The organism is Pseudomonas sp. Van50 (assembly GCF_055390755.1).
This window is the reverse complement of the sequence record NZ_AP024343.1, coordinates 5,579,343-5,606,002: the sequence shown is the minus strand read 5'-3', so window position 1 is coordinate 5,606,002 and position 26,660 is coordinate 5,579,343. Positions and strand designations below refer to the sequence as shown.

Sequence of the window (26,660 nt, the reverse complement as noted above, 5' to 3'; positions counted from 1 at the left end):
GAAGCATTTTATTTTTTAAATGGCCTGTAGGAAATTTCCCCAATATGCTCGCCTCGCTTTTTGTAGAAATCCTGTACATGGACGGAGGAGGACGATATGCAAATACGTGTCGCGGAAACTAAGACACCGTTATGGGTGCAAGCCACAGAAGTTGTAAGGGATAAATTTCGCAGTTCTTATTCGGCCTCGGTTGAACCGAATCCGCAGTACTTTGCGGTTACTCAGGATCCGGCGGATCGTATTCTTGCCTGCGCCGGTATTACTTTCGCCGATCACCGGATACTGTTTTCCGAGCAATACCTGACGCAACCCATCGACGAGATTTTGTCTCAGCGTTTCGAGAAAACCATCGAGCGCTCGAACATTGTCGAAATCGGCAACCTGGTCTCCCATCACCTGACGGCCGGAATGATTCTGGTCAACATGATTCCGTTGTTGGCCTGGTGCATGGGCGGGCATTACCTGTTGTGCACCGTGACACCTCGCGTCCGGCAAATGATGGAAAGTTGCCAGATCGATTTCGAGCCCCTGCTGACCGCAGACCCAACGCGCCTGGCCGACGACGGCGGCAAAAATTGGGGAAGCTATTACGCCAAGTTGCCCGTCACCGGTTTCATCCGGGTCGACCCGCAACGTTCACGGTTTGCCGCCATGACGCTCAATACTTCATTCACTCAACTGCCCGGCGATGTCATGGCGAGGGCGCAGCCATGAGCGGCGGGTTTATCACTCAGCTACAACGGGCGTTGCAAGACAATCGCCAGGCCGTCTGTGCGGTGGACTGGTTGGATTCAGGCACGGAGTCGGTGACGCTGACCTACGGCGAACTGGAGCACCGGGCCCTTAACCTGGCAGCCGAACTGCAGCGACGCTTCCCTGAGCCGGCCTATGGCGATCGTGTGGTGTTGGGGATCGCGACGCGCAACAGCAGCGACTGGCTGGTCGCCGACCTGGCCTGTCTGTTCGCCGGGATCACCGCGTTGCCGCTGCCGCTGGCGTTCAGCCAATCCCAGGCCGAACACCTGGCATCACGCTGCGATGGATTTCTGGTGGATGCGGCAGGGCAGCGAACGCTGGCGCAGCGCTGGAAGCTGAATTTTGCCGACAGTCGCCTGCGCCGCCTCAACGAGCCGGTGATCGAACAGCCTTTGCTGCGGCTGCCGGACGGCGAGGGTGACTGGATCTGCAAGATCATTCACACCTCGGGCACCACCAGTCGGCCAAAGGGGGTGCGCCTGAGCAGCCAGGCAGTCGGCACGGTGCTCGCCTCGTTGCGCCAGAGCATGCCGGTCGGTGCTCATCGCCGTTACCTGTCGCTGGTGCCCCTGAGTCTGCTGCTTGAGCAAGTCACCGCCGCCTACCTGCCACTGTTGGCGGGCGGCACCGTGCATTTCCTGCCGCCGGACGAACCGTTGCTCGGCGAGCCAGGGGCGTCGGCACAGCGCCTGGTCGACTGGATCCTGCGAGTCCAGCCAACGGCCCTGACGGTGCCGCCGGTCATGATCAATCGTTTCCTGGAACAATTGAACGAAGGGGGCGAGCAGGGCGAGCGGCTGGCGCGTTACCTGCAATCGGGCGCGCATATCACCTGCGGCGGCGCGGCGGTGAGTATCGATGCCCTGCGCGGCCTGGCTGAGCAAGGCATTGAGGTATACCAGGGCTATGGGCTTTCGGAGAACGCGTCGGTGGTCAGTGTGAACACCTTCGAACAGCAACGTCTCGGCAGCGTTGGCAAGCCGTTGCCCCATGTCCAGGTGCGCATCGGCGCCGACCAGACCATCGAGGTCAAGAGCAGCTCGCTGTTCAGCGGTTACTCAGGTACGGACCCGAGTGCCTGTTCCATGTCGGACGACGGCTGGATGGACACCGGTGACCTGGGCGCGCTGGATGCCGATGGCTACCTCTATGTGCACGGGCGCAAGAAGAACGTGATCTGCCTGCCCAATGGCCGCAACGTCAGCCCCGAGCAGGTTGAACTGGAGTATCGCAAATACCCCGGCGTGAGCGACGCCGCGGTGTTTTTCGATGAGCAGCACGGTCTGGTGGCGTTGCTGTGTGTCGAGTCGACACCGGCGCGCGATGAACTGCTCGCCTGGTCGGCGGGGCGCTTCTCTGATATCGAGCGCCCGAACCGGCTCTGGTTGTTGACCCAGGACGACCCGTTGCTCGAGCAACTCTACACCGTTACGGGGCGGCCGAAACGCGCCGATATCGCTACGACTTTTTCCACGCTGCAAAGGAATGCATCCAATGAGCACACCTGCCTTTCACTTTGAGAACCCGGACGTCTCCATCGTCGAGTCGCGCCACTTCGCCAGCCTGGGCAAGGCTGAGTTGTATGAGTTGCTGGGGCATTACGGCGTCGTACTGTTTCGCAACTGTATTCACAACGCCGAGGATTTCAGTGCCTACGTGAAGCAAAACAGTTCGCGGTTGAGCCTGGACCCCGCCCGGGTCATGGTCGGCGGCGCGGCGCAATTGGTGGACGCCGGGCGCCAGGCGGTTGGCCTGCACTGCGAAAATGGCAACTCACCGTTCTGGCCGGACATGACCTGGTTCTATTGCCAGGAAGCACCGCGCAAGGGTTCGCAAACCACCCTGTGCGATGGCGAACGGGTGCTGGAGAAACTGTCCCCAGGCTGCCGCACGTTCTTTGAAGAAAATCCGATTCGCTACAGCCGCACCGTGGCGGGGGAGAAATGGCGCCGGCTGGTCTGTCATTACTCGCCAACGTTGTCGGATCCGGCAGCCGTCGTGATCGAAGATCTGTTGCAGATCATCGGTGACGACCCGCAAACCCTGATTTCCTTCAACCCGGCCGATGACTCGATCCATTACGCCTTCAGCACGTCGGCGATCCTGACGTCCCCCTTCAGCCAGCGTCCGGCCTTTGCCAACAGCATTCTGGGCCTTCCTTCAATTACGAGGCGCCGGTCATCGACACGGTGGCCGGGCAGCCGATCCCTGCCGAATTCCTGGCTGAAATCGCTGAGGTTTCCGCCCAATACACCTACCCGGTTGGCTGGCGTGACCACGACATGGTGATGATCGATAACCGCCGGGTCATGCACGGTCGGGAAACCATCGTCGATGAGCGTCGACGCATTTTCAACGCCTTGAGCTATCGCTGAGAGAGTCTATGAAAAACAACAAACAGATTATCGGCGGGCAGTACGAGACCTACCTCGACGGCGAGGGTCGGCAGATCATTGACCTGACCGGCGGGTTTGGCTTCCAGGTGCCGCCCGTGATCGAGGCGGTCACTCGCCAGGCAGAGATCATGGGCCTGTCCAATCGGGTGCTGATGTCCGAACCGCTGATTGCCTTGTGCCGACGCCTGGCCGAGCTGCTGCCCGCCCCGCTGGCCAGCTCTTATGTGTGCAGCTCCGGCGACGAAGCGTTCGAGGGCGCCTTGAAGTTGTGCAAAGGGCTCAAGCCCAAGGGCAACACCATCGTGTTCATCCAGGGCGGCGACTACGGTTCGCTGACTTACGGACGCTGCCTCAATGCAGCGCAAGGTGACCTGGGTGTCCAGGCGTTCCTGGGGTTCAAGCGGGTGGCGATCCGTCACTTGGCTGACCTGGACACGGTGGACTGGAATGATTGCTTCGCGGTGTGCCACAGCAATACCCGCACGGATGCAAACGGCCGGTTGCAATTGCTCGATGCCGATTTGATCGAGCAATTGCATGCTCGCGCGGCAAAAGCGTCGGCACCGGTCATCGCGGTCGATACCCACAGTTGCCTTGGCAGCCTGGGTTCGCTGTTCGGCTTCCAGCGTTATCGTCCGATTCCGGACATCGTTGTACTCGGCGGCCCCCTGGGCGGCAGTGCAATTCCCATCGGCACCTATACCTGCAGCGAACACATGGCCTGGCAGGTCTATGGGCGCAGCAGCCCGGCCAAACACGGCAGCACCACTGCCGGTAATCCCATGGCCTGTGTGGCAGCCCTGGCCGCGCTGGATTACGTGCAAGCCCACGACTCGCCCCGGCACTGCCAGGAAAACGGCCAGTACCTGGCACAAGCCCTGGCGTCATTGGGGGCTGTGGCTGTCGGTGCCTGGGTCAGCTTGCCGCTGGCCGACGACCTGCAACCGGCCGTGCTGTGCGAGGCGCTTTACCAGCAGGGGGTCTATGTCAGTACGCCCCGTGGCCGCGAAGTGATTTTGCGCTGCCCGATCACTGCACGCCCCGAGCAGATCCAACGTGCCGCACTCATCATCAAGGAGACGTTAAGCCATGTCCTTACTCAGGCCGCATGAACAATTGCTGGACGATTGCCAGCGCCACTGGAGTGCGTCGGCGGCCAAGTTGTATCGCCTTGGCAAGACCACTGTCGAACAGCAGACCGATGGCATCCACGTCACTGACCACACCGGCAAGCGCTTCATCGACTGCGCGTGCAGCTACGGGGTGTTTATCGTCGGGCATCGCAACCCGATGGTGCGTGAGCGGGTGCAGGCGCAACTGAATCAACTGGCCTGGGTGCCGGAAGGCCGGCGCCATCCGCTGCAGGACACCCTGTCCGAGCGACTGTGCCAGTTGGTGCCGGGGGAGTGGGGCGACGTGCAATTCATGGTCTCGGGCGCCGAGGCCGTCGAGCAGAGCCTGCGCTATGTACTGCGGATCCAGCCTAAACGGCGTGGCATCGTGGTGATGAGCGGCTCCTACCATGGCAAGACCCTGGCGGCGATGAGCATCCTGGGCCAGCAGCAGAACCATGGCAGCTATGGTATCGATCCTCCCGACGTGACCTGTGTGCCCTACGGTGATTTCGCCGCGTTGCAGAAGGCCGTGGGCGAAGGCGTGTGTGCGGTGTACGTCGAGCCGATTCTGGGCGGGGCTCATTTGCAGGTGCCGCCGGTGGGCTACATGGCCAACATCCGGGCCCTGTGCGACGCCACCGGCACCCTGTTGGTGGCCGATGAAATCCAGACCGGTTTCGGTCGCTGCGGCAAATGGTTCGCCGTGCAATACGATGACGTGGTGCCCGACATCATGATCCTTTCCAAGGGCTTGACCGGCGGCTATACCTCGTTTGCCTGTGCCATGTACAGCCAGCGCCTGGCCACCCAGTACCCCCTCAGTGATATCGAGCCGGATACGCGCACCAACGGCGGGCATCCGGTCGCATGCGCGTCGGCGCTCGCGGCCATCGATTACATCGAACAGAACAACCTGGTGGAGCTGTCCCGGGTCAACGGCGGCGTGTTGCGCCACGGCCTGCAACGGTTGGCCCTGCGCTATCCGCACATTGTCGAAGACGTGCCGGGCGTCGGCTTGATGACAGGGCTGCGCCTGCGTGGCTCGGTCTATGAAGCCTTGATGAGCATGGAATTGGGCAAGCGTGGCGTGCATGCCGGGCATTCGATGAATGAGAAGGCCGAACGCCCGGTGCTGCGCTTCTATCCGCCGTTGAATATCGAACCCGAAGCGTTGCGGCATGTGCTGGCGATGATCGAAGAGGCCCTGGAGGCCATTGACCAACGTCCGGCCCTGGCGGTGAAGGCGTTTTCCCTGGTGGTGCGCAATATGTATCAGTTGCCCAACAAGTGGTTGCGCAGCAAGGAGGCGTCGTGAGTATGTTCAACCCCGACACGCTGACGTTGCGGGAAATGGCCGGCCTGTTGCGCCGTGGTGTGCTGACCAGCGTGACGTTGCTGGAGTTCTACTTGCAGCGCATCGCCGAGCGTAACCGGCAGATCAATGCATTGATCCAACTGGCGCCGGTCGAGGACCTGCGGCGCCAGGCCCGTGAGGCGGACGAGATGGCGCGTATTGGCCAGATCAGCGGTCCGCTGCATGGCATTCCCATCACGGTCAAAGACGTCCTCCATGTTCGCGGATTCAAGATGTCCCGCGGCGTGGGGGAGCTGATGGGGGATGTCAGCCAGGAGGACGCGACGGCGGTCGCCCGACTTCGGCAGGCCGGCGCGATCATTCTGGGCATCAGCAATGTGCCGGAACTGTGCATGGCTTTCGAGACCGAGAACCTGATCTACGGGCGCACCCTCAACCCCCACGATCTGCTTCGCTCGGCGGGCGGCAGCAGTGGCGGTGAAGCGGCCGCCATCGCCGCCGGGTGTTCACCCGCGGGGCTGGCGTCCGATGCCTGCGGCAGTGTGCGGATCCCGGCGCACTTCAATGGCATCTGCGGCCTGAAACTGACCCAGGGGCGGGTGCCGTTGACCGGCCAGTTTCCCAATGACCGTTCCGGGCTGTTTCACCTGACCTCGGCCTTTGGCGTGATGGGGCGCTATGTCGATGACCTGGCGCTGCTCGGCCCGCTGATCAGCGGTGCCGACGGCCATGACCCAGACACCGTCGATGTGCCGTTCGCCGCCAGCGAGCCCCTGGCCGACCTGCGTATCGCGCTGTTCTCGGCGTCGAGCCGAACCCCCGTCAGCGCGGCGGTGAGCCAGGTGTTGCAGCAGGTCGAACGGTGCTTGAGCCCCGTGGTGACGCAGGTGAGCGAGGTCGCGCCGCCGATGCTCGACGAAGCCTGCGATGTCCTGTGGCGGGTGTTCATCACGGGCGCCGATGCCGGACGGGGCTGGCGGCGTTTGTTCGAGTCCATGAACAAGCGCAGCTTTACCCCGGCGATCGCTCAGTTGCTGGACATGAGCGAGGCCGTGGAATTGAGCGTGGATGAAGTCAAGCGCGACTGGATCATGATCGATACCTTCCGCTATCAGTTGGCGAAGTTCTTCAAGCAGCACGATCTGTTCATCTGTCCGGTCTTCCCGGATGTCGCGTTCCGCCATGGGGCGTCCCTGGAGGACCGCGATCAGTATGCCTTCGTGTTCCCGTTCAGTCTCAGCGGCTCACCCGCGGTGGTGATCCGCGCCGGCGTCGACCCGTCCACCGGGATGCCCATCGGCATTCAGATTGTCGGGCCTCACTGGCAAGAGGAACGGTTGTTGGCGGTGGCCGCTTTCCTTGAACGGGAACTGGAGCGCTGGAGCCCGGTTGCGCCTCGCCCGGTATCGACGTACTGAGGGGGCTCAAGCCGTAACGGTTCTGGCGTTACGGCTGCTGACCACCAGTGCCAGCATGCCGCCTCCCACCAGCGCAGCGCCGATGATCTCGATCATCATCGGTTGCTGCCTGAGCCAGAACCAATTCAGCAGGGTGACGAACAGGGTGTTGAGGTAAACGTAGGAAATCACCGTGGAGGGCGAGATCACCCCGATTGCCCGGTGCAGCAACCAGAACGTGGCGAGGGTGCCGAACAAGGCCAGGTACACCAGCCAGCCGATGTCCAGCGTCGACAACTGCAGGCCGCTGCGCCATCCGCCACTGATCAGGCAGAACACCAGCAGGAACAGCGAACCGAACAGCATGTTCCAGAACGTCATCGCCACCGGATCGCGGCCCTGCAACGCTGTTGCCTTGAAGCGTTGGCTCAGCGGCGAATACAACGCCATCGCCAGGCAACCGGCACCGAACACCAGCACCGGATAGAGCGCCGGCATTTGCCCCGGGGCCGAGCCCTTGAGCGTCAGCAACACGGCGCCGACTGCCGCCACCAACATGGGCAGCAGGCGGGTCTTGAGGCTGGGACTGGGCAGCAGGAATACCTCGAAAAACAAAGTCATCAAGGGCACCAGCGTGTACAGCGTCGCGGTGTTGACCGCCGAGGTGTAGCGCAACGCTTCGAACAACGAACCAAAGTAAGTCGCCAACAGCAGGCCGAGTACGGCGTGGGCCAGCAGGCCCCTGATGGAAATGGGCGAGGTGTTTTTCAGGAGCAGCAGCGGCAGGAACATCAGCGCGGAAAACAGCAGCCGCAGACCCGTGAGCAGGATCGGGTCGATCGTCTGGCTGACCTGGGCCGCGGCAAAGAACGACGAGGCGATCAGCATTGCCCAAATGAGCATGCCCCAGTGAGCGGCGGCAAAACCGACGTTTTTCATCAAGGTCTTATTCCTGTGTTGCGGATCGGAACGTCATGATGGACAAAACGGTCTGCCGTCATGGGTGAACTGTCAAAACCGGGGCTGCATCGAATGCAGCCCCGGGCGCGAGCGGCCGGTCTTCGTCGACTAGCTGATATGCCGCGCGTATTGCTTGGGATTGAAGCGCAGGACCATCAGGAGCATCAACGCCATGACGGCGGTGAGCGACCACCAGGCCCATTCGAAGCTGCCCAACTGATCGCGGATCATCCCGGCAATCAAGGGCGAGAGCCCGGCGATCAGGTAGCCGATGCCTTGCACGAACGCGGTCAGGCCACCGGCCCGTCGCGGGTTGTCCAAGTGGTCGAGGGACACGATCAAACTCATCGGGAACAGGCCGCCGATGCCCAGGCCCAGCAGGCAAGGCCACAACAGGCTGAAGCGTTCCGGGCTGAGGATCAGGCCGCAGAAGCCGCCCATGATCAGCACCAGCAACACGGCGAGGACCACGCGTTTATCCTGGCTGCGGTTGGCAATCGCCGGGGTGACGAGGCCGGACAGCACTTCCATGGCCGTGAGGAACCCCAGCAGCAGGCCCGCGTGTTGTTCACTCCAACCCTTTTCCACGTAGTACGGGGCCAGCCAGGCCAGTACGCAGGTGTAGGAGGCGGTGCCCAGGCCGAAGAAAATCGCCAGCAACCAAGCCCGGGAATTGCTGAAGAATGACTCTTGCTGCCGGACAGGGGCTTCGGGCAACGGTGTCACGGCTGAGCGCTGGGCATACCAGCAACCCAGGGCGACCAACGCCAACAGTGCCCAGATCGCCAGGCCGATGCGCCAGCTGCCGGTCTGCGCCAGGACAAACGGCGAAAACGACGCGGCAAGCGCCGCGCCGCCCATGATCGACGTGACATACAGGCCCATGAACAGCGAGACGTTGTCGGCGTAGCGCGACTTGATCAGCGCCGGCATCACCGCCTGGATCAGCGCGATGCCGAGTCCGGCTAGCACCGCGCTGATGATCAGCTCGGCGGCGCTGTCCAGGTACAAGCGCGATGCGGTGGCGATACCGATGATCAGCAGCGACAGGACAATGGTGCGGTGCTCACCGATGCGCAGGGCGATGCGCATGCCCAGGAACATCGCCAGGCCCATGGCCATGACCGGCAACATGGTCAGCAGCGAGGCCGTGCTGAAGCTCAGGGGGACCTCGCCGCGAATGGCTGACAGCAACGGCCCGACCGCGGCCATCGAGGGCCGCAGGTTCAGCGCCACCAACACGATGCTGACCATCAGCCAGACGGCGTGGGTGCTTGATGTTCGAACGTTTTCCATAACAGAGCCTTGGTTAACAAAGCGTCATTTAGGCTGGGGCGGCCTGTTATGGGCAAACTGAAAACTGGCGGGAGGTATTGAAAAATTAAATGCGGCGCGCAATCAGTCAAGATCCAGGGCTTTCGTGGCGAGGGAGCTTGCTCCCGCTGGGGCGCGTAGCGGCCCCTTGCGGTGTGTCAGGCAAAACCAGGGGGCGGCTTCGCAACCCAGCGGGAGCAAGCTCCCTCGCCACACTGTAGTTCACTACCCCTTATTCCATCGCCGGGCTCAGCGTGCCCAGCCAGGCCACCAACCCCAGGATGACCACCGCCACGGCGAACTCCAGCACCATGCTGCGCCGCAGGGCCTTCACTGCAACCCCGTGCTCGCCGCTCTGTCGGGCTTGTTCCAGCAGCGGGCTCAGGTGAAAACGATTCAGCGCGGCGAACACCAGCATGGCCGCGAACAAGATGAGTTTGAGCGCCAGCAACTGACCATAGGTGCTGTCCAGCAGCCCTTCGACACTCGGGCCGACGATGAACAGATAATTGACCACCCCTGTCACGCTGATAACCACCACGATCACCGCCCCGGCGGTTTCGAACCCGGTCAATGTCCGGGCCAGCACCGCCAACGCAGGTTCGGCCTGGCGAAGCAGCAGGGCAAACGCGGCCAAGGCACCGACCCAGCCACCTGCCGCCCACAGGTGCAGGAAGTCGGTGATGAAGTGCCAGTTGCGACGGCTGCCTTCGTCCATGGCGCCGTGACCTGCCCAAGCCAGTGTCGCCAGCGCTACGGCCCCGGCCAGTGTGACCAGGCCGAGGCTGGCGCTCGGCCAACGGTGATTGAGCGTCACGGCGAAACCGGCCAGCAGCAGCGCCGCCATGCGCACTGTCCAACTCAAGCCGACATCGGTTTGCACGACCATCATTTCAAGGTGCGGCCACAGTTCGGCCCACGCCGAAACACCGCTCATGGCCCAGGCCATGCACGCCATGGCCGCCAGGGAGAGCAAGCCCCCCAGCAGCGCCGTGGTCAGCAGCAGCGGTGCGAAAGGCAACTGCATCCCCGAGACCCGCTCCTGGCCTCGCAGGCTATAAAGGCCAAACGCAGCGAGGCCAAACAGCAACATCAGATCCAGGTACAAGGCAAAGCGCAGCGCGATGTTGATCGAGTCGCTCATCAACTCACTTCACCTTGAACGTGACATTGCCGGTGATCGGGTGAGTGTCGGACGACACCGCGCGCCACTGGACTTGGTAAGTGCCGGTGGCAAGCGGGGCATTCGGCGTGATGACCATGGTTTTCGGATCATCGCTGCCGGACACCTTGGCCGGCATGGGCATTGGCGAATGCGCCGCCATGCCCGGCATCGCGGTCATCATCAGCTTGGCGCCGGAAAACTGGGTCATCAGGTTTTCGGAAAAATGCAGCTCGATCTTCGCCGGCGCCGCCCCTTCGGCGCCTTCGGCCGGGGAGGAGGACAGCAGTTTCGGATGGGCCTGGGCCAGGCCACTGAGCAACAGGCCGGCGGACAAGGCGACGGCGGTTTTGATGAATGACATGCAAGGACTCCTAGCTCGATTTTTAGTTTTAGTGAAACAGATCAGAACCACAGGCGCAGGCCCAGCACCAGGCGCGCTTCGCTGCGGTCTTCGCCTTCTTCCCGGGCGTAGTCGGCGGTGTTGCCGTAGACCCGATTCCAGGTGACGCCAATGTAGGGCGCGAATTCGCGGCGTATTTCATAGCGCAGCCGCAGGCCGAGCTCGGTATCCGACAGCCCCGAGCCGACGCCACGGGCGGGATCGTTCTTGCCATAGAAGTTGGCTTCGGCGGTGGGCTGCAGGATCAGGCGGTTGGTCAGCAAGATGTCATAGTCGCCCTCCAGGCGCGCCGCGCTCTGGCCACCTTCGCCGATGAACGCGGTGGCCTCGGCTTCGAAGTTGTAGAGCGCCATGCCTTGCACACCGAAGGCGGCCCAGGTTTGCGGATCGCCTGGCTTGAAGTCCTGGCGCACGCCGGCCACCAGGTCCCACCAGGGGCTGACGGCGTGGCCCCACAGGGCCTGCAATTCGGCTTCTTCGGTCTTGCCGTTGAGGCGTTCACCTTCGGAGCGCAGCCACAAACGGTCGATGTCGCCGCCGATCCAGCCCGATGCATCCCAGCTCAGGGCGCTGCCGTCATCGGCGTCCTGCCATTCCAGTTGGTCGATGAGGAAAAACGAATGGATGGCGCTGTCATGCACCGCGTGCCCGCCATGATCTTCGTAGACAGCGGCGCGGTCGGCGGCGGTCAGTGCGGGGATCGGTGTGCGGCTGCTGGTCGGCGCTGATTGCATGGGTTCCATGCCCTGCATTGAGTCCATGCCTTGCATCTGGCTGTGGTCCATTCCCGGCATCTGGCTGTGATCCATGCCGGGCATGTCGTTGCTGGCCGCCCAGGTCGAGGTGGTGGCGCTGAAGGCCAGGCTGGCAATGAGTGCCATGGAGTAGTGAAAAACAGTGGTCATGGTCGGCTCCTCATTCCTGCACCCGAACTTCACGGAACATGCCCATCTCCATGTGAAACAGCAGATGGCAGTGATACGCCCAGCGCCCGAGGGCATCGGCGGTGACCCGGTAGCTGCGCCTGGCGCCCGGTGGCACGTCGATGGTGTGCTTGCGGACCATGAACTGACCGTTCTCATCCTCCAGGTCGCTCCACATGCCGTGCAGGTGGATGGGGTGGGTCATCATGGTGTCGTTGATCAGCACGATGCGCAGTCGCTCGCCGTACTTGAGCAGCAGCGGCGCGGCGTCGGCGAACTTCACGCCGTTGAACGACCAGACGAATTTCTCCATGTGCCCGGTCAGGTGCAGCTCGATCGTGCGGCTCGGCTCGCGGCCGTCGGGGTCGGGAAAGGTGCTGCGCAGGTCGGAGTAGGTCAGCACTTTGCGGCCGTTGTCCCGCAGCCCCATGCCCGGGTCATCGAGCTTGGGTTTGACGCTCATGGCCTGCATGTCCACCAGGGGATTGTCTTTCTCGGTGTCGGGGTGCGCGAGCATGCTGTCCATGCCCTGCATGGCACCGTGATCCATGCCGGCCATGTCGCCCATGCCCTGCATCTGGCTGTGATCCATGCCTTGCATCGAGCTGTCGTCCATTCCCGCCATGCCCTGCATCGAGCCGTGGTCCATGCCGTTCATTTGCCCCATGCCGCCGTGGTCCATGCCACCCATGCCCATGTCGTCCATGGTCACCAAGGGCCGAGGGTCCAGGGGCGGTACCGGTGCCGACAATCCGGCCCTGGTCGCGAGGGTGCCGCGGGCATACCCGGTGCGGTCCATGGACTGGGCGAACAGGGTGTAGGCCTCTTGGGTCGGTTCGATGATGACGTCATAGGTTTCGGCCACGGCGATCCGGAACTCATCGACGCTCACCGGTTTGACGTATTGGCCGTCGGACGCCACCACTGTCATCTTCAAGCCGGGAATGCGCACGTCGAAATAGCTCATGGACGAGCCGTTGATAAAGCGCAGGCGAAGGCGCTCGCCAGGCTTGAACAGGCCGGTCCAGTTCATGTCCGGTGCCTGGCCGTTCATGAGGTAGGTGTAGGTGGCGCCACTGACGTCGGCCAGGTCTGTGGGGTTCATCTTCATCTCGGCCCACATCTTGCGGTCGGCCACGGTGCTGGCCCAGCCGTTCTTGCCCACGTCGTCGATGAAGTCGCCGACGGTGCGTTTGTTGTAGTTGTAGTAGTCCGATTGCTTCTTGAGCTTGCGCAGGATGTTGGCGGGGTCTTCATCGGTCCAGTCGGTGAGCATCACCACATAGTCCCGTTCGTACTGGAAGGGCTCGGGCTCCCTGGCGTCAATCACCAGCGGGCCGTAGACCCCGGATTGCTCCTGGAAACCGGAATGGCTGTGGTACCAGTAGGTGCCGTTCTGCCGGACCTTGAATTGATACACGTACAGGCCGCCGGGCTCGATGCCTTTGAAATTCAACCCCGGAACACCGTCCATGTTGGCCGGCAGCAGGATGCCGTGCCAGTGGATGGAGGTGGTGTCCTGCAAGCGATTGCGCACCCGCAGGGTCACGGTGTCGCCTTCACGCCAGCGCAGCAGCGGGCCGGGGATGCCGCCGTTGATGGTCTGGGCGGTGCGGGGGTTGCCGGTGAAATTGACCGGGCTTTCGCCGATGAACAGGTCGAACTCGGTGCCGCTCAGCACGTTGGGCTGGCCCGGGCCGGTGACTGCCCAGACGGGCGCGCGCCACAAACCCAAGCCGCCGAGGATGCCGCCGGCAGTCAGGCCCTTTACGAAGGTTCGCCGGGAAGTTTTTGTTTGCATGCGATGAGAGTCCGTCAGTCGATTCGCTGCGTGCATGGGAGGTGATCGCCCTGTGCAGGTTTGAGCGAAAGATGACACAGGCGGACGAGGCGAGTGATTACATTTCAGTCAGCTTGGCCGGGCGCGAAGTCGCCTGGCGGGGCACAGGTCAGAATGATCTTTTGCATCGGCGGGATATTCTGTAGCCTTGCCGGCTTCACGCTGTCCCGTGCCTGATTGATACCCACTTTCCCGGCGGTACCCGAGTGGTCCGGAGCCGGGTGTATACTCGACTTTCGCGCTAAACGCGCTTGCAGGTCTTGCGAACATGACGCAAATTTCCGAACGCCTTCTGGTCCAGGCCCACCTCGACGCCAAGCAGCCCAAGCCGCTGACCGCCGAGCAGGAAGCCTGGTACCGCGCCGCCATCGCCGCCGAGCTCAAGGCTCAGGACGCGGTACTGGTCGCGCACTTCTACTGTGACCCGATCATCCAGGCCCTGGCCGAAGAGACCGGTGGTTGCGTGTCCGACTCCTTGGAAATGGCCCGCTTCGGCAATGCCCACCCGGCCAAGACCGTGGTGGTGGCCGGGGTCAAGTTCATGGGCGAGACCGCCAAGATTCTCAACCCCGAGAAACGCGTGCTGATGCCCACCCTGGAGGCCACCTGCTCCCTGGACCTGGGCTGCCCGGTGGACGAGTTCTCGGCGTTCTGCGACCAGCATCCGGAGCGCACCGTGGTGGTTTATGCCAACACCTCGGCGGCGGTCAAGGCCCGGGCCGACTGGGTGGTGACGTCCAGTTGCGCGTTGGAAATCGTCGAGAGCCTGATGGACAACGGCGAGACGATCATCTGGGGGCCGGACAAGCACCTGGGCACTTACATCCAGCGCAAGACCGGCGCCGACATGTTGCTCTGGGACGGTGCCTGCATCGTCCACGAAGAGTTCAAGTCCAAGCAGTTGGAGGACATGAAGGCGCTGTACCCGGACGCTGCGATCCTGGTGCACCCGGAGTCGCCGACGTCGGTGATCGAGCTGGCGGATGCCGTGGGCTCCACCAGCCAGTTGATCGCCGCGGCCCAGACCCTGCCGAACAAGACGCTGATCGTCGCCACCGACCGGGGTATTTTCTACAAGATGCAGCAGCTGTGCCCGGACAAGGTCTTCATCGAAGCCCCTACCGCCGGTAACGGCGCGGCGTGCCGCAGTTGCGCGCACTGCCCATGGATGGCCATGAATACCCTGGAGCGCACGCTCAAGAGCTTGCAGGAAGGTGCCAACGAGATCTTCGTCGACCCGGCGCTGATCCCCCAGGCGATTCGCCCGCTCAAGCGCATGCTGGACTTCACCCAGGCGGCGCGGATGAAGCTGGCGGGCAATGCCTGATCGTTGGGAAGCTGATGGTCTTTGAACGTTAGGGGCTTGAGGCCTTAAAGCTTTTTGTGGCGAGGGAGCTTGCTCCCGCGGGACTGCGGTGTAGGAGCTGTCGAGTGCAACGAGGCTGCGATCTTGTCCCAGACACTTGAGTCTCAAGCGAAAGATCAAAAGATCGCAGCCTTCGGCAGCTCCTACACCAGCCGAGCGGGAGCAAGCTCCCTCGCCACAAGGCTGTCTTGCAGTCGGGAATTACTTGGTCTTCTTGGGAATTCGCACCAGCTGCGTTTCCGAGTAGATGTCATGCCAGCTGCGCTGGCGCTTGTCGAACAGCGCCCAGAAGAACCCCAACCCTACCAGCAGCAGTGATGCAATCGACACCACGAACCGCAACAGCGCCTGCCACAGGCTGATGGCCGTGCCATCGGCGTTCTGTACGCGGATGCACCACACTTGCATGCCCAGGGTCTGGCCGTTGTGGGTCCAGAACTTGGCGAAGAAGCCGAACAGCACGAACAGCAGCACGGTGGACAGCAGCGGGTCGCCGTCCAGCGCACCGGCTTCGGTCAGGGCGCGCATTTTTTCTTCGCCGATGATCGCCATCTGGATCATCTTGTAGGCACCGCTGGTGACGATCAGCAGCGCTGTGCACAGCAAAAAGTCATAAAACATCGCCGCCAGGCGACGGCCCAGGCCGGCGGGGGGAAAGTCGCCCTGGGGCGTGAGCAGGTGTTTCGGCATGACGGCCTCGGCTGAAAAAAGAAGCCATTTTACGGATTTACGCCCATAAAAAAGCCCCTGATATCAATCAGGGGCTTTTTAGTGTGCGAAAGCCTCAGGCTTCGGCTTGAACCTCGTCAGCCTGCATGCCTTTCTGGCCTTGCACGGCAACGAAAGTGACTTTCTGACCTTCTTTCAGGCTCTTGAAGCCGTTGCCTTGGATGGCGCGGAAATGCACGAACAGGTCCGGACCGCTTTCAGGCGTGATAAAACCAAAACCCTTTTCGTCGTTGAACCACTTGACGGTACCGCTCTGACGTTGAGACATTTTCTTATTTCCTTTGACGCTAAAATTGATGACAGCCTCTTTCACATGAAAGAGTACTGGGCTGGGTTGCAGGAAAGTAAGAGACGTCGAACGGGATGTAGCGAACTTCATAAGCTACTGCCCAGGTCACGATTCCAAGCGACCCATGCAAACACAGTGACCAAACTCTACGCCAACTTCGAATAAAAAAACAACCCCCTCGGAAGGCCCCGTATTTGCTCAGCTTGCCCGCATTTACGCCGCTTGCGGAACAGGGCTTATTCGATAGGCTAGTTCAATTGTTTACGATCGTTATAAGGTCGGTTGATTGTCTAAAGATATGCACCTTTTTATGGCGGTTGCGTGACACATTAGTGCACGTATAACGCAACCGCGTTACTTATAGAAACAACCAATCAGCCGCGGTAGTAGCGCTGTGGAACGAATGGCATTTTGCTTACAAGCAAAGGCACCCTTTTCCCACGCACGATGGCCCAGACCGGCGTATCCAGTGCCACATAGGCGCTGTCCAGGTAACCCATCGCCAGCGGAGCGCCCAGGGTCGGGCCGAAACCGCCACTGCACACAGAACCGATGATCTCGCCGGCTTCGTTGACGATCTCCGCGCCTTCACGCACGGGTGTGCGTTCCTGGGGCAGCAGGCCGACGCGTTTGCGCTTCACGCCGCCCTGTTGTTGGGCGAACACGCTCTCGGCGCCGGGGAAACCACCGGCGCGGGCGCCATCGGCACGGCGTACTTTGGAAATGGCCCACAGCAGGCTGGCTTCGATCGGCGTCGTCTCGGTGTTCATGTCGTGGCCATACAGGCACAGGCCGGCTTCCAGGCGCAGGGAGTCACGGGCACCGAGGCCGATGGCCGCGACTTCCGGCTCGGCCAGCAAGGCGCGGGCGAGTTTTTCCGCGTCGGCGGCGGGTACGGAAATTTCGAAACCGTCTTCACCGGTGTAGCCCGAACGGCTGACAAAGCAATCCACGCCCAACAGCGTGACGCGCTGGAACTGCATGAAGGTCATCTTTGCCACGTCCGGCGCCAGGCGGGCGAGCACGGTGACGGCGGCCGGACCTTGCAGGGCAAGCAGGGCGCGGGCCTCGAACAGCGGCTCGATGTTGCACTGATCGCCAATGTGCGCACGCAGGTGGGCCAGGTCCTGATCCTTGCAGGCGGCGTTGACCACCAGGAACAGTTCGTCATTGCCCAGGTTGGCGACCATCAGGTCGTCAAGGATGCCGCCGTTGTCGTTGGTGAACATGGCGTAGCGCTGCATGCCCACCGGCAGGTCGATGATGTCCACTGGTACCAGGGTTTCCAGGGCCTTGGCGGCGCCTGCGCCGCTCAGGCGGATCTGGCCCATGTGGGACACGTCGAACAGCCCGGCCTGATCGCGGGTGTGCTGGTGTTCCTTCATCACGCCCAGTGGGTACTGCACCGGCATGTCGTAGCCGGCGAACGGCACCATGCGGGCGCCGAGTTCGAGATGCAGGGCGTGCAGCGGGGTTTTCAACAGTTGTTCGGTGGACATATCAGCTCCTGGAAAATGAGAATGGCGCGCGTCAGCATTCGATGATGTTGACCGCCAGACCGCCGCGGGCGGTCTCCTTGTATTTGCTTTTCATGTCGGCGCCGGTCTGGCGCATGGTGCGGATGACTTTGTCGAGGGAGACAAAGTGATGTCCATCGCCGCGCATGGCCATGCGCACCGCGTTGATGGCTTTCACCGAGCCCATGGCGTTGCGTTCGATGCATGGCACCTGCACCAGCCCGCCGATCGGGTCGCAGGTCAGGCCGAGGTTGTGTTCCATGCCGATCTCGGCGGCGTTTTCCACTTGCTGCACGGTGCCGCCGAGCACTTCGCACAAGGCCCCGGCGGCCATGGAACAGGCCACGCCGACTTCACCCTGGCAACCGACTTCGGCGCCGGAGATGGAGGCGTTTTCCTTGTACAGGATGCCGATGGCGGCGGCGGTCAGCAGGAACCGCACCACGCCATCCTCGCTGGCCCCTGGGATGAAGCGCATGTAGTAATGCAGCACGGCCGGGACGATGCCCGCCGCCCCGTTGGTCGGGGCGGTGACGACGCGCCCGCCGTAGGCGTTTTCTTCGTTGACGGCCAAGGCGTACAGGTTGACCCAATCGAGCACCGACAGCGGGTCGCGCAGGGCGGCTTCGGGGTTCTTGCACAACTGGCGATGCAACGCCGCGGCCCGGCGCTTGACCTTCAGCCCGCCCGGCAGAATCCCTTCGTTGCGACAGCCGGCCGCCACGCAATCCTGCATCACCTGCCAGATCTTCAGCAGGCCGGCGCGGGTCTCGGCTTCGGGGCGCCAGGCGCTTTCGTTGGTCAGCATCACCTGGCTGATGGACAGGCCATAGGTGGTGCAATGGCCCAGCAGGTCCTTGGCGCTCTTGAACGGGAAGGTCAGGGGCGTGGCGTCTTCGACGATGCGGTCGGCGCCGGCGGCGTCTTCATCCACGACAAAGCCGCCACCGACCGAGTAGTACTCGCGGCTGCGCACTTGCAGCCCGGCGGCATCGAAGGCGCGGAAGATCATGCCGTTGGGGTGAAAGGCCAGCGGCTTGCGGATCATCGCCAAGTGCAGCTTTTCGTTGAATTCGATGGCGTGTGCGCCGAGCAGGTTCAGGCGGCCGTTGCTGCGGATCTCCTGGAGCCGGGCGTTCACCGTTTCGGTGTCCACGGTGTCGGGATGCTCGCCCTCCAGGCCCAGCAGCACGGCCTTGTCACTGCCGTGGCCCTTGCCGGTGGCACCGAGCGAGCCGTAGAGCTCGACCTTGACGCTGGTAATGCTTTCAAGCAGATCGTCCCGGCGCAGCCCCTCGGCGAAACGGGCAGCGGCACGCATCGGGCCGACGGTATGGGAGCTGGAAGGACCGATACCGATCTTGAACAGGTCGAACACGCTTAACGACATGGTGTTTCTCCGGTTTCTTTTTATGAGGATCGACGGTTATGAAATGGGGCACAGGCTCCTTTGTGGGAGCGAGCTTGCTCGCGATAGCGGAGTGTCAGTCAACATTTCTGTCAGCTGTCACACCGCTATCGCGAGCAAGCTCGCTCCCACAGGGAGATGTGGTTTCCTTGAGAAGGTGACCTTCCACAAGGTTCGCGGTGTTGTTGAGAGGTGGCGAGCAAGCCCGCCCCTCCATAGGTCAAGCGTAGCTTTCGATCGACGGGCAGGCGCAGACCAGGTTGCGGTCGCCGAACACGTTGTCGACCCGGCCCACCGGCGGCCAGTACTTGCCATCGATCAACGACGCCACCGGGTACACCGCCTGTTCGCGGCTGTAGGGGTGGGTCCACTCGCCGACGAGCTCCGCCGCGGTGTGCGGGGCGTTCTTCAGCGGGTTGTCGTCTTTGTCCAGGCTGCCGTTTTCCACCGCGCGGATTTCTTCGCGGATGCAGATCATGGCGTCGCAGAAACGGTCCAGTTCTTCCTTGGATTCGCTTTCGGTCGGTTCGATCATCAACGTGCCGGCTACCGGGAACGACATGGTCGGCGCGTGGAAACCGAAGTCGATCAGGCGCTTGGCCACGTCATCGACACTGATGCCACTGCTGTCCTTGAGCGGACGCAAATCGAGAATGCACTCGTGGGCCACCAGGCCGTTGCTGCCGGAGTAGAGCACTGGGTAGTGTTCTTCCAGGCGACGGGCGATGTAGTTGGCGTTGAGGATCGCCAGTTGCGACGCGCGCTTGAGGCCCGCACCGCCCATCATGCGGATGTACATCCAGGTGATCGGCAGGATGCTCGCGCTGCCGAACGGCGCCGCGCACACTGCGCCTTCCTTGCGCGCCATGTTGGCGTGGCCCGGCAGGAACGGTGCCAGGTGCGACTTGACGCCAATCGGGCCGACGCCCGGGCCGCCACCGCCGTGAGGAATGCAGAAGGTCTTGTGCAGGTTCAGGTGTGACACGTCGCCGCCGAACTTGCCCGGGGCGCAGAGGCCGACCATGGCGTTCATGTTGGCGCCGTCGATGTACACCTGGCCGCCATTGTCATGAATGATGCCGCAGATTTCGCGGATGCCTTCTTCGAATACGCCGTGGGTGGACGGGTAGGTGATCATCAGCGCCGCGAGGTGTTCGCGGTGCTCGATGGCCTTGGCCCGCAGGTCTTCGATGTCGACGTTGCCACGGGTATCGCAGGCCGTCACGACCACGCGCATGCCGGCCATGTTGGCGGTGGCCGGGTTGGTGCCGTGGGCCGAGGACGGGATCAGGCAGATGTCGCGACGGTCTTCGCCACGGCTCTGGTGATAGGCGCGGATCGCCAGCAGGCCGGCGTATTCGCCCTGGGAACCGGCGTTGGGTTGCAGCGACACCGCGTCATAGCCGGTGGCGGCGCAGAGCATGGCTTCCAGTTCGTCGGTCAGTTGCTGGTAGCCAGCGCTTTGCTCCGCCGGGGCGAACGGGTGCAGGGCGCCGAACTCGGCCCAGGTCACCGGGATCATTTCGCTGGCGGCGTTGAGTTTCATGGTGCAGGAACCCAGCGGGATCATGGTGCGATCCAGGGCCAGGTCCTTGTCGGCGAGCTTGCGCAGGTAGCGCATCAGCTCGGTTTCGGAGTGGTAGCGGTTGAACACCGGGTGGCTGAGGATCGCCGATTGGCGCACCAGCTCGGCCGGGATGCGGCTTTGCACGGTGGCGGCCAGTGCCGCGAAGTCCGGCAGTGCCTTGCCGTCGGCCAACAGGCTCCACAGTGCTTCGACGTCAGCTTGGCTGGTGGTCTCGTCCAGGGACAGGCCCAGGCGTTGCGTGTCCACCACACGCAGGTTGATGCGTTGGGCGCGGGCCTTGTCGTGCAGGGCGGCGGTTTGCGCGCCGGTGCGCAGGGTCAGGGTGTCGAAGAAGCTCTCTTGCTCGACGCTCAGGCCCAGCGCGCCCAGGCCCTTGGCGAGGATCGCGGTCAGGTGATGGATGCGATTGGCAATTTGCACCAGGCCCTTGGGGCCGTGGTACACGGCGTACATGCTGGCGATGTTGGCCAGCAGCACCTGGGCGGTGCAGATGTTGCTCGTGGCTTTCTCGCGGCGGATGTGTTGCTCGCGGGTCTGCATCGCCAGGCGCAGGGCCGGCTTGCCGAAACGGTCCACGGAAACACCGACCAGGCGGCCCGGCATGTCGCGCTTGAACGCGTCCTTGGTGGAGAAGTACGCCGCGTGTGGGCCGCCGAAGCCCAGCGGCACGCCGAAGCGCTGGGCACTGCCGATGGCCACGTCGGCACCGAATTCACCCGGTGGGGTCAGCAAGGTCAGGGCCAGCAGGTCCGCGGCAACGGCCACCAGGGCGTTGGCGGCGTGGAAGCGTTCGGTCAGTTCGCGATAGTCGAACAGGTCGCCGTTGCTGGCCGGGTATTGCAGCAGCGCGCCGAAGAAGCCGCTGACGTCGCTCAGTTCGCGCTCATCGCCCACCACCACGTCGATGCCCAGGGGCTCGGCACGGGTGCGCAGCACGTCGAGGGTTTGCGGGTGGCTGTGCACGGAGGCGAAGAAGGCGTTGCTGCCCTTGTTCTTGCTCAGGCGCTTGCAGAAGGTCATGGCTTCGGCGGCGGCGGTGGCTTCGTCGAGCAACGAGGCGTTAGCGATCGGCAGGCCGGTGAGGTCGCTGATCAGGGTCTGGAAGTTCAACAGCGCTTCGAGACGGCCCTGGGAGATTTCAGGCTGATACGGGGTGTAGGCGGTGTACCAGGCCGGGTTTTCCAGCAGGTTGCGCAGGATCGGTGCCGGCGTGTGGCAGTTGTAGTAGCCCTGGCCGATGTAGGTCTTGAACAGTTGGTTCTTGCTGGCGATGGCCTTGATCGAGGCCAGTGCGTCGGCTTCGCTCTGGCCGTCGCCCATGTCCAGCACGCTGGTGCCCTTGATGCTTTCCGGGATGACGCTGGCGCTCAACGCTTCCAGGGAGTCGTAACCCAGGCGCTCGAGCATGGCTTGCTCGTCGCTGGAACGCGGGCCGATGTGGCGGGCGATGAATTCGTTGGCGGTGCCGAGATTAACGGTCATGGTGCGCTCCTCAGGCTTCGGCGTTGGCTTTGATCAGGCGATCGTAGGCGTCTTGATCCAACAGCTTAGCCACTGCGTCGGCGTCGGTCGGTTTAAAGCGGAAGAACCAGCCTTCGCCCAGCGGATCTTCGTTGACCAGTTCCGGGCTGGCGTCGAGCTTGTCGTTCACTTCGAGCACTTCACCGTCCAGGGGCATGTACACACCGCTGGCAGCCTTGACCGACTCCACGGTAGAGGCCTCGGCGCCTTTGTCATAGGCCTGCAATTCAGGCAGTTGCACAAAAACCACGTCGCCCAATGCGTTCTGCGCGAAAGCGGTAATGCCTACGGTGACGCTGCCGTCGGCTTCGGTGCGCAGCCATTCGTGATCTTCAGTGAAACGCAACTCGCTCATGGAAACTCCTGGGGCCAGATTCGTCTGGTGGACGCGAAGAAAGGCGCGGGGCTTGGCCCGGCCGAATGGTTATATCCATAGCAAGAATGCGGCCAATGTTATTAATGCCTTATGTTTCAATGGCTTGAATGGTTTCATCAAGTCTTGGATTGACTTGGCTGTAGCGAAATCGCTACAGCTGGACGCCTGGAAAAAATCGTTGTGGGATCAAAGCCTTGCACGGTGCAGGTTAGCGCAAGGTGTAGCGATATCGTTCCACTGTAGCGCTTTCAGTACAGGTGGAGGTCGTTTTTGGCTTCGATTCTGAAGGCACGCCGGCCCATGGAAAACCCAAAAAGTCAGAGGGGTGTCCACCTTTTTGGGGTCAGTCACCTTGTGGGAGCGAGCTTGCTCGCGATAGCGGTGGTTCAGTTTGCATTGAGGTGACAGGCAGTCCCCCATCGCGAGCAAGCTCGCTCCCACAGGGGCCTACGGCTTCCCGGAAATTCCGTATTTGCGCAACCGATGGGCAATCGCGGTATGGGAGGTTTGCAGGCGGCTGGCCAACTGGCGGGTGGAGGGGTAGTTGGCGTAGAGGCTTTCGAGCAGGTGCTTCTCGAAGGTTTCCACGGCCTGCTCCAGGCTTTCGACTTCCACATCGCCCTGGCGCGCCACGGAGGTGCCGGCGATGTCCAGGTCGCCGATGTCCACCAGGCTGCTTTCGCAGATGGCGGCGGCGCGGAAGATCACGTTCTGCAATTGCCGCACGTTGCCCGGCCAGCGGTTGCCCAGCAGCGCCGGGTAAGTACCGGGAGCCAGGCGGCAGACCGGGCGCTGGATCTGCGCGCAGGCCTGCTGCATGAAGTAGCGCGCCAGCAGCAGGATGTCCTGGCCGCGTTCGCGCAGCGGCGGGACTTCGACGTTGAGCACGTTCAGGCGATAGAACAGGTCCTCGCGGAACGAGCCTTCGCTGACCATTTTCTCCAGGTTGCGGTGGGTGGCGCTGAGGATCCGCACGTTGACCTTGACTTCCCGGTCGCCGCCCACCCGACGGAAGCTGCCATCGTTCAAGAAACGCAGGAGCTTGGCTTGCAGGTACGGCGACATCTCGCCGATTTCATCGAGGAATACCGTGCCCTGGTTCGCCAACTCCATCAGCCCTGGCTTGCCGCCCCGTTGTGCCCCGGTGAAGGCGCCGGGGGCGTAGCCGAACAGCTCGCTTTCCGCCAGGTTCTCCGGCAGCGCGGCGCAGTTAAGGGCCAGGAACGGCGCGCTGTGACGGGCGCTGATGGCGTGACAGGCCCGGGCCACCAGTTCCTTGCCGGTGCCGGTTTCGCCCTGGATCAGCAGCGGTGCATCCAGGGCCGCGACCCGCTGGGCCCGGGCCTTGAGGGTGCGGATCGCCGGGGATTCGCCCAACAGTGCGTCGAAACCTTCGGCGTGGTCGTGGTGCAGGGCTGACAGACGCTCGCCGATGCGATTGGGCTGATAGAGCGTCAGCAGCGCGCCGGCGTCGGTGATGGGGGTGGCGTCCAGCAGCAAGGTCTGGCCATTGAGGGTGACCTCCCGCAAGGGCAGGCGGAAGCCATTTTCCAGCAAGGCGCCGAGCAATGCCTCGTCACTGAACAGCTCGGCCACGCTTTCCCCGGCCGGTTCACGACCATACAGGGCGATCAGCGCCGGGTTGGCCAGCAACACCTTGCCGACGCTGTCCAAGGCCAGCACGGGGTCGGTCATGGCGGCGAGCAAGGCATCGAGCTGCAGGTGCCGACGCTGGCCCGGCAAGATGTCCACCACGGTGACCGCTTGCACGCCGCGCACGCTGAACAGGGCCTCGCGCAACTCGTCGAGCACTTGCGGGCTGAGGGTCGGGGCATCGATGTAGACGTTGGGCGGCACCATCTCCACCGCATCCAGGTTGAGATTGCGCCCACCGAGCAAGGCCAGGACTTCCTGGGTGATGCCGACGCGGTCGATGAAACTGACGTGGATACGCATGGGGCGGTTTTGGGTTCTGGGATGCGGAGGGTGGCCAGTATGCCTTGGGGCGGGCTGTTGGTGAAATCCTGGGACGGTACTTGAGAAAACTACCTTGGCCCTTGTGGGAGCGAGCTTGCTCGCGATAGCGGAATGTCAGTCAACCTCTCTGCTGGCTGTCACACCGCTATCGCGAGCAAGCTCGCTCCCACAGGTGGACAGTGGTGAGGCGAATATTTCTACAACCCCACATCCCACTCCGGCGTCTCGGGAAACTTCAGCACCAGAAAATCCAGCAGGCTGCGCAGCGCCGAGGGCATGTGCTTGCGTGAGGCGTACACCGCGTACATGTTCATCCGGCGCGGTTCGGCATGGGGCAGCAGGCGGATCAGTTCGCCGTTCTTGAGGTGGGCGCCGGCCTGGTAGCTGGGCAGCATCGCCACGCCTGCGCCGGCTATCGTGGCTTGAAGCAATGTGCTGGCTTCGTTGGCGCTGATGTTGCCTTGCACCGGCACCGAGACCTGCTCGCCGTCCTGCTCGAAATGCCACAGGCTCTTGCCGACGTAGGAGTGGGTCAGGCAGTTGTGCCGGCTCAGGTCTTCCACGCGCAGCGGTGTCGAATGCTCACGCAGATACCGTGGCGAGGCGCAGATCACCGAACGGCAGACCGTCAGGCGGCGGGCGATCAGGTTCGGGTCCAGGTCGTTGCTCATGCGGATCGCCAGGTCGATGCGCTCGTCCACCAGGTTCACGGTGCGGTCGAGCATCTGCAGGTCGATGCTCACCCCTGGGTAGCGCTTGACGTAGTCGGCCATGGCGCTCGCCAGTTGGGCCTGGCCGAACGAGGTGCTGGCGCTGATGCGCAACATGCCCCGTGGCGCATCGTCGGGGGTGCCGACGGCGGCTTGCATGTCGCCGGACAGCTCCAGCATCTGCCGGCAGCGCGGCAGGATCTCGGAACCTGCGGCCGTCAGGCTCAGCTTGCGGGTGGTGCGGTGCATCAACCGGGCGCCGACCCAGTCTTCCAGCTCCGCCAGATACCGCGACACCACGGGGCGCGACAGGTCCAGGTGCTCAGCCGTTGCCGACTGACTGCCCAGGTCGACCACCGTGACAAACACCCGCATTGCTTGTAGACGATCCATGATTTGCCCGATTTCAGAAACAAACTATGTTCCAGCATCGCATTTTTTGTAACGAGTCAGGTAACTAAGCTCAGTCTCATTCCCCTGACGGGTTTTTGGACAACGGAGCACACATGACCGGCTTTATCCCACTCAAGCGCCTGCTGCTGGCAACTGCCGCCCTGGCTTTCACTGCCCAGACCTGGGCCGCCGACTTGACGCTCGACGTCTACAACCCTGGCGCGGCGGCGGTTTTCCCGGTGACTTCGGTGTTGGTCAGCGGTGAGAAAGAGGCGATTCTGGTGGACGCCCAGTTCGGCAAATCCCAGGCCGCCCAGGTGGTGGAAAAAATCCGCGCCAGTGGCAAGCGATTGACCACGATCTACATCAGCCATGGCGATCCAGACTACTATTTTGGCCTGGAGACCCTCACCGCCGCGTTCCCTGAGGCCAAGGTGCTGGCGTCGGCGCCGACCGTCGAACACATCAAGCAGACCATGGACGGCAAACTGAAATACTGGGGGCCGATCCTGAAGACCGATGCGCCGGCCAAAGCCATCGTGCCCCAGGTGCTCAAGGGCGACAGCCTGACCCTGGAAGGCCAGCGCTTGCAGGTCGTCGGCCTTGATGGTCCGCAGCCGGACCGCAGTTTCGTGTGGATTCCATCGATCAAGGCCGTGGTGGGTGGTGTCGTGGTGGCCGAAAACATTCATGTATGGATGGCCGATACCCAGACGCCGCAGTCTCACAAGGATTGGCTGGCGACCCTCGCCAACATTGAAAAACTGCAACCGAACACGGTGATTCCGGGTCACTACCTGGGTGACAGCGCCCGTTCCCTGGCCCCGGTGCGCTTCACCGCCAGCTACATCAAGGCTTTCGACGAAGAAACCGCCAAGGCCAAGGATTCCGCCGCGCTGATCCGCGCCATGAAACTACGCTATCCGGACCTGGGTGAAGACAGTTCCCTGGAGCTCAGTGCCAAGGTGGCGAAGGGCGAGATGAAGTGGTGAATGACTGATTGTGTGGCGGGGTGCTTGTCATCAATGGCTTTTGGCTGAGGTGCTTTTGTGGCGAGGGAGCTTGCTCCCGCTCGGCTGCGAAGCAGCCGCAAAACGATCCACGGGGTGTGCCCGACGTAGGGTATCCACCGGTTTGGGGCCGCTGCGCGACCCAGCGGGAGCAAGCTCCCTCGCCACATATGCCACGACGATGTACCGCGTCAA

General features: G+C 62.7%; 22 protein-coding genes and 1 pseudogene. 9 read left to right on the top strand and 14 right to left on the bottom strand.

Annotation, left to right across the window (positions count from 1 at the left end; translation table 11 throughout):
- The first annotated feature begins 96 nt into the window (after positions 1-96).
- The 7 genes and pseudogenes from ACZ5M5_RS24085 to ACZ5M5_RS24055 all read left to right on the top strand — a co-directional run bounded on the left by ACZ5M5_RS24085 (position 97) and on the right by ACZ5M5_RS24055 (position 7,000).
- A complete protein-coding gene (locus ACZ5M5_RS24085; RefSeq protein WP_060740904.1) occupies positions 97-714 on the top strand; it encodes a thermostable hemolysin in 618 nt (205 codons plus the stop codon).
- Positions 711-2,276 carry an AMP-binding protein gene (locus ACZ5M5_RS24080; RefSeq protein ID WP_464738085.1) on the top strand — a complete coding sequence of 522 codons (1,566 nt, stop codon included), beginning with the start codon at positions 711-713 and terminating at the stop codon, positions 2,274-2,276. The genes ACZ5M5_RS24085 and ACZ5M5_RS24080 overlap by 4 nt, the downstream gene beginning before the upstream one ends.
- Positions 2,242-2,691 (top strand): annotated as a pseudogene (locus ACZ5M5_RS24075) (TauD/TfdA family dioxygenase); the annotation flags it as partial. The gene ACZ5M5_RS24080 and the pseudogene ACZ5M5_RS24075, both read left to right, overlap by 35 nt.
- A 254-nt stretch (positions 2,692-2,945) precedes the next feature.
- Positions 2,946-3,131, top strand: coding sequence for a TauD/TfdA family dioxygenase (locus tag ACZ5M5_RS24070; protein ID WP_464738084.1), 186 nt, complete (start codon positions 2,946-2,948; stop codon positions 3,129-3,131).
- A gap of 8 nt (positions 3,132-3,139) precedes the next feature.
- Positions 3,140-4,264 (top strand): aminotransferase class III-fold pyridoxal phosphate-dependent enzyme, encoded by a 1,125-nt coding sequence (locus tag ACZ5M5_RS24065; protein ID WP_060740907.1) that lies wholly within the window; start codon positions 3,140-3,142, stop codon positions 4,262-4,264.
- Positions 4,242-5,582 (top strand): aspartate aminotransferase family protein, encoded by a 1,341-nt coding sequence (locus ACZ5M5_RS24060; protein WP_060740908.1) that lies wholly within the window; start codon positions 4,242-4,244, stop codon positions 5,580-5,582. Before ACZ5M5_RS24065 ends, ACZ5M5_RS24060 begins: the two co-directional genes overlap by 23 nt.
- Positions 5,583-5,584: 2 nt before the next feature.
- Complete coding sequence (locus ACZ5M5_RS24055; RefSeq protein WP_060740909.1) at positions 5,585-7,000, top strand: amidase; 1,416 nt, start codon at positions 5,585-5,587, stop codon at positions 6,998-7,000.
- A gap of 6 nt (positions 7,001-7,006) precedes the next feature.
- Here the strand turns inward: ACZ5M5_RS24055 and ACZ5M5_RS24050 are convergent, their stop codons facing one another.
- The 6 genes from ACZ5M5_RS24050 to ACZ5M5_RS24025 form a co-directional block, all read right to left on the bottom strand.
- The gene (locus ACZ5M5_RS24050; protein ID WP_060740910.1) at positions 7,007-7,918 is read right to left on the bottom strand and encodes a DMT family transporter; all 912 of its coding nucleotides are present in this window, start codon (positions 7,916-7,918) and stop codon (positions 7,007-7,009) included.
- Positions 7,919-8,047: 129 nt separating this feature from the next.
- Positions 8,048-9,235 carry a cyanate transporter gene (locus tag ACZ5M5_RS24045; RefSeq protein ID WP_103308627.1) on the bottom strand — a complete coding sequence of 396 codons (1,188 nt, stop codon included), beginning with the start codon at positions 9,233-9,235 and terminating at the stop codon, positions 8,048-8,050.
- Positions 9,236-9,485: 250 nt separating this feature from the next.
- On the bottom strand, positions 9,486-10,397 hold the full coding sequence (copD, locus tag ACZ5M5_RS24040; protein ID WP_464738083.1) for a copper homeostasis membrane protein CopD: 912 nt from the start codon (positions 10,395-10,397) through the stop codon (positions 9,486-9,488).
- A gap of 4 nt (positions 10,398-10,401) precedes the next feature.
- The gene (copC, locus tag ACZ5M5_RS24035; protein WP_060740913.1) at positions 10,402-10,779 is read right to left on the bottom strand and encodes a copper homeostasis periplasmic binding protein CopC; all 378 of its coding nucleotides are present in this window, start codon (positions 10,777-10,779) and stop codon (positions 10,402-10,404) included.
- Between the two features lie 41 nt (positions 10,780-10,820).
- Positions 10,821-11,723: a copper resistance protein B gene (locus ACZ5M5_RS24030; RefSeq protein WP_060740914.1), complete on the bottom strand. Its 903-nt coding sequence runs from the start codon at positions 11,721-11,723 to the stop codon at positions 10,821-10,823.
- Between the two features lie 10 nt (positions 11,724-11,733).
- Complete coding sequence (locus tag ACZ5M5_RS24025; protein WP_464738082.1) at positions 11,734-13,542, bottom strand: copper resistance system multicopper oxidase; 1,809 nt, start codon at positions 13,540-13,542, stop codon at positions 11,734-11,736.
- A gap of 307 nt (positions 13,543-13,849) precedes the next feature.
- Between ACZ5M5_RS24025 and nadA the strand changes: the two genes are divergently transcribed.
- Positions 13,850-14,908: a quinolinate synthase NadA gene (gene nadA, locus ACZ5M5_RS24020; RefSeq protein ID WP_003205010.1), complete on the top strand. Its 1,059-nt coding sequence runs from the start codon at positions 13,850-13,852 to the stop codon at positions 14,906-14,908.
- Positions 14,909-15,148: 240 nt separating this feature from the next.
- Here the strand turns inward: nadA and ACZ5M5_RS24015 are convergent, their stop codons facing one another.
- The 8 genes from ACZ5M5_RS24015 to ACZ5M5_RS23980 form a co-directional block, all read right to left on the bottom strand.
- A complete protein-coding gene (locus ACZ5M5_RS24015) occupies positions 15,149-15,637 on the bottom strand; it encodes an RDD family protein (protein ID WP_464738081.1) in 489 nt (162 codons plus the stop codon).
- Between the two features lie 94 nt (positions 15,638-15,731).
- Complete coding sequence (locus ACZ5M5_RS24010; protein ID WP_003175786.1) at positions 15,732-15,944, bottom strand: cold-shock protein; 213 nt, start codon at positions 15,942-15,944, stop codon at positions 15,732-15,734.
- Positions 15,945-16,339: 395 nt separating this feature from the next.
- Positions 16,340-17,464: a glycine cleavage system aminomethyltransferase GcvT gene (gene gcvT / locus ACZ5M5_RS24005; protein ID WP_207281154.1), complete on the bottom strand. Its 1,125-nt coding sequence runs from the start codon at positions 17,462-17,464 to the stop codon at positions 16,340-16,342.
- A gap of 31 nt (positions 17,465-17,495) precedes the next feature.
- Positions 17,496-18,872 (bottom strand): L-serine ammonia-lyase, encoded by a 1,377-nt coding sequence (locus ACZ5M5_RS24000; RefSeq protein ID WP_103308622.1) that lies wholly within the window; start codon positions 18,870-18,872, stop codon positions 17,496-17,498.
- 238 nt (positions 18,873-19,110) lie between these two features.
- Complete coding sequence (gene gcvP / locus ACZ5M5_RS23995) at positions 19,111-21,960, bottom strand: aminomethyl-transferring glycine dehydrogenase (protein ID WP_464738080.1); 2,850 nt, start codon at positions 21,958-21,960, stop codon at positions 19,111-19,113.
- 10 nt (positions 21,961-21,970) lie between these two features.
- The gene (gcvH, locus tag ACZ5M5_RS23990) at positions 21,971-22,354 is read right to left on the bottom strand and encodes a glycine cleavage system protein GcvH (RefSeq protein ID WP_060740920.1); all 384 of its coding nucleotides are present in this window, start codon (positions 22,352-22,354) and stop codon (positions 21,971-21,973) included.
- A gap of 468 nt (positions 22,355-22,822) precedes the next feature.
- Positions 22,823-24,331 (bottom strand): sigma-54-dependent transcriptional regulator, encoded by a 1,509-nt coding sequence (locus tag ACZ5M5_RS23985; protein WP_092332056.1) that lies wholly within the window; start codon positions 24,329-24,331, stop codon positions 22,823-22,825.
- A 218-nt stretch (positions 24,332-24,549) separates the two neighbouring features.
- Complete coding sequence (locus ACZ5M5_RS23980; RefSeq protein ID WP_103311416.1) at positions 24,550-25,455, bottom strand: LysR family transcriptional regulator; 906 nt, start codon at positions 25,453-25,455, stop codon at positions 24,550-24,552.
- 113 nt (positions 25,456-25,568) lie between these two features.
- Here ACZ5M5_RS23980 and ACZ5M5_RS23975 point away from each other — a divergent pair, with 113 nt between their 5' ends.
- Positions 25,569-26,447 (top strand): MBL fold metallo-hydrolase, encoded by an 879-nt coding sequence (locus tag ACZ5M5_RS23975; RefSeq protein WP_464738079.1) that lies wholly within the window; start codon positions 25,569-25,571, stop codon positions 26,445-26,447.
- The last annotated feature ends 213 nt before the right edge of the window (positions 26,448-26,660 follow it).

Coding starts and splice junctions, on each gene's coding strand:
- ACZ5M5_RS24085 (WP_060740904.1), top strand. CDS start 97: ATGCAAATACGTGTCGCGGAAACTAAGACACCGTTATGGGTGCAAGCC.
- ACZ5M5_RS24080 (WP_464738085.1), top strand. CDS start 711: ATGAGCGGCGGGTTTATCACTCAGCTACAACGGGCGTTGCAAGACAAT.
- ACZ5M5_RS24065 (WP_060740907.1), top strand. CDS start 3,140: ATGAAAAACAACAAACAGATTATCGGCGGGCAGTACGAGACCTACCTC.
- ACZ5M5_RS24060 (WP_060740908.1), top strand. CDS start 4,242: ATGTCCTTACTCAGGCCGCATGAACAATTGCTGGACGATTGCCAGCGC.
- ACZ5M5_RS24055 (WP_060740909.1), top strand. CDS start 5,585: ATGTTCAACCCCGACACGCTGACGTTGCGGGAAATGGCCGGCCTGTTG.
- ACZ5M5_RS24050 (WP_060740910.1), bottom strand. CDS start 7,918: ATGAAAAACGTCGGTTTTGCCGCCGCTCACTGGGGCATGCTCATTTGG.
- ACZ5M5_RS24045 (WP_103308627.1), bottom strand. CDS start 9,235: ATGGAAAACGTTCGAACATCAAGCACCCACGCCGTCTGGCTGATGGTC.
- copD (WP_464738083.1), bottom strand. CDS start 10,397: ATGAGCGACTCGATCAACATCGCGCTGCGCTTTGCCTTGTACCTGGAT.
- copC (WP_060740913.1), bottom strand. CDS start 10,779: ATGTCATTCATCAAAACCGCCGTCGCCTTGTCCGCCGGCCTGTTGCTC.
- ACZ5M5_RS24030 (WP_060740914.1), bottom strand. CDS start 11,723: ATGACCACTGTTTTTCACTACTCCATGGCACTCATTGCCAGCCTGGCC.
- ACZ5M5_RS24025 (WP_464738082.1), bottom strand. CDS start 13,542: ATGCAAACAAAAACTTCCCGGCGAACCTTCGTAAAGGGCCTGACTGCC.
- nadA (WP_003205010.1), top strand. CDS start 13,850: ATGACGCAAATTTCCGAACGCCTTCTGGTCCAGGCCCACCTCGACGCC.
- ACZ5M5_RS24015 (WP_464738081.1), bottom strand. CDS start 15,637: ATGCCGAAACACCTGCTCACGCCCCAGGGCGACTTTCCCCCCGCCGGC.
- ACZ5M5_RS24010 (WP_003175786.1), bottom strand. CDS start 15,944: ATGTCTCAACGTCAGAGCGGTACCGTCAAGTGGTTCAACGACGAAAAG.
- gcvT (WP_207281154.1), bottom strand. CDS start 17,464: ATGTCCACCGAACAACTGTTGAAAACCCCGCTGCACGCCCTGCATCTC.
- ACZ5M5_RS24000 (WP_103308622.1), bottom strand. CDS start 18,872: ATGTCGTTAAGCGTGTTCGACCTGTTCAAGATCGGTATCGGTCCTTCC.
- gcvP (WP_464738080.1), bottom strand. CDS start 21,960: ATGACCGTTAATCTCGGCACCGCCAACGAATTCATCGCCCGCCACATC.
- gcvH (WP_060740920.1), bottom strand. CDS start 22,354: ATGAGCGAGTTGCGTTTCACTGAAGATCACGAATGGCTGCGCACCGAA.
- ACZ5M5_RS23985 (WP_092332056.1), bottom strand. CDS start 24,331: ATGCGTATCCACGTCAGTTTCATCGACCGCGTCGGCATCACCCAGGAA.
- ACZ5M5_RS23980 (WP_103311416.1), bottom strand. CDS start 25,455: ATGGATCGTCTACAAGCAATGCGGGTGTTTGTCACGGTGGTCGACCTG.
- ACZ5M5_RS23975 (WP_464738079.1), top strand. CDS start 25,569: ATGACCGGCTTTATCCCACTCAAGCGCCTGCTGCTGGCAACTGCCGCC.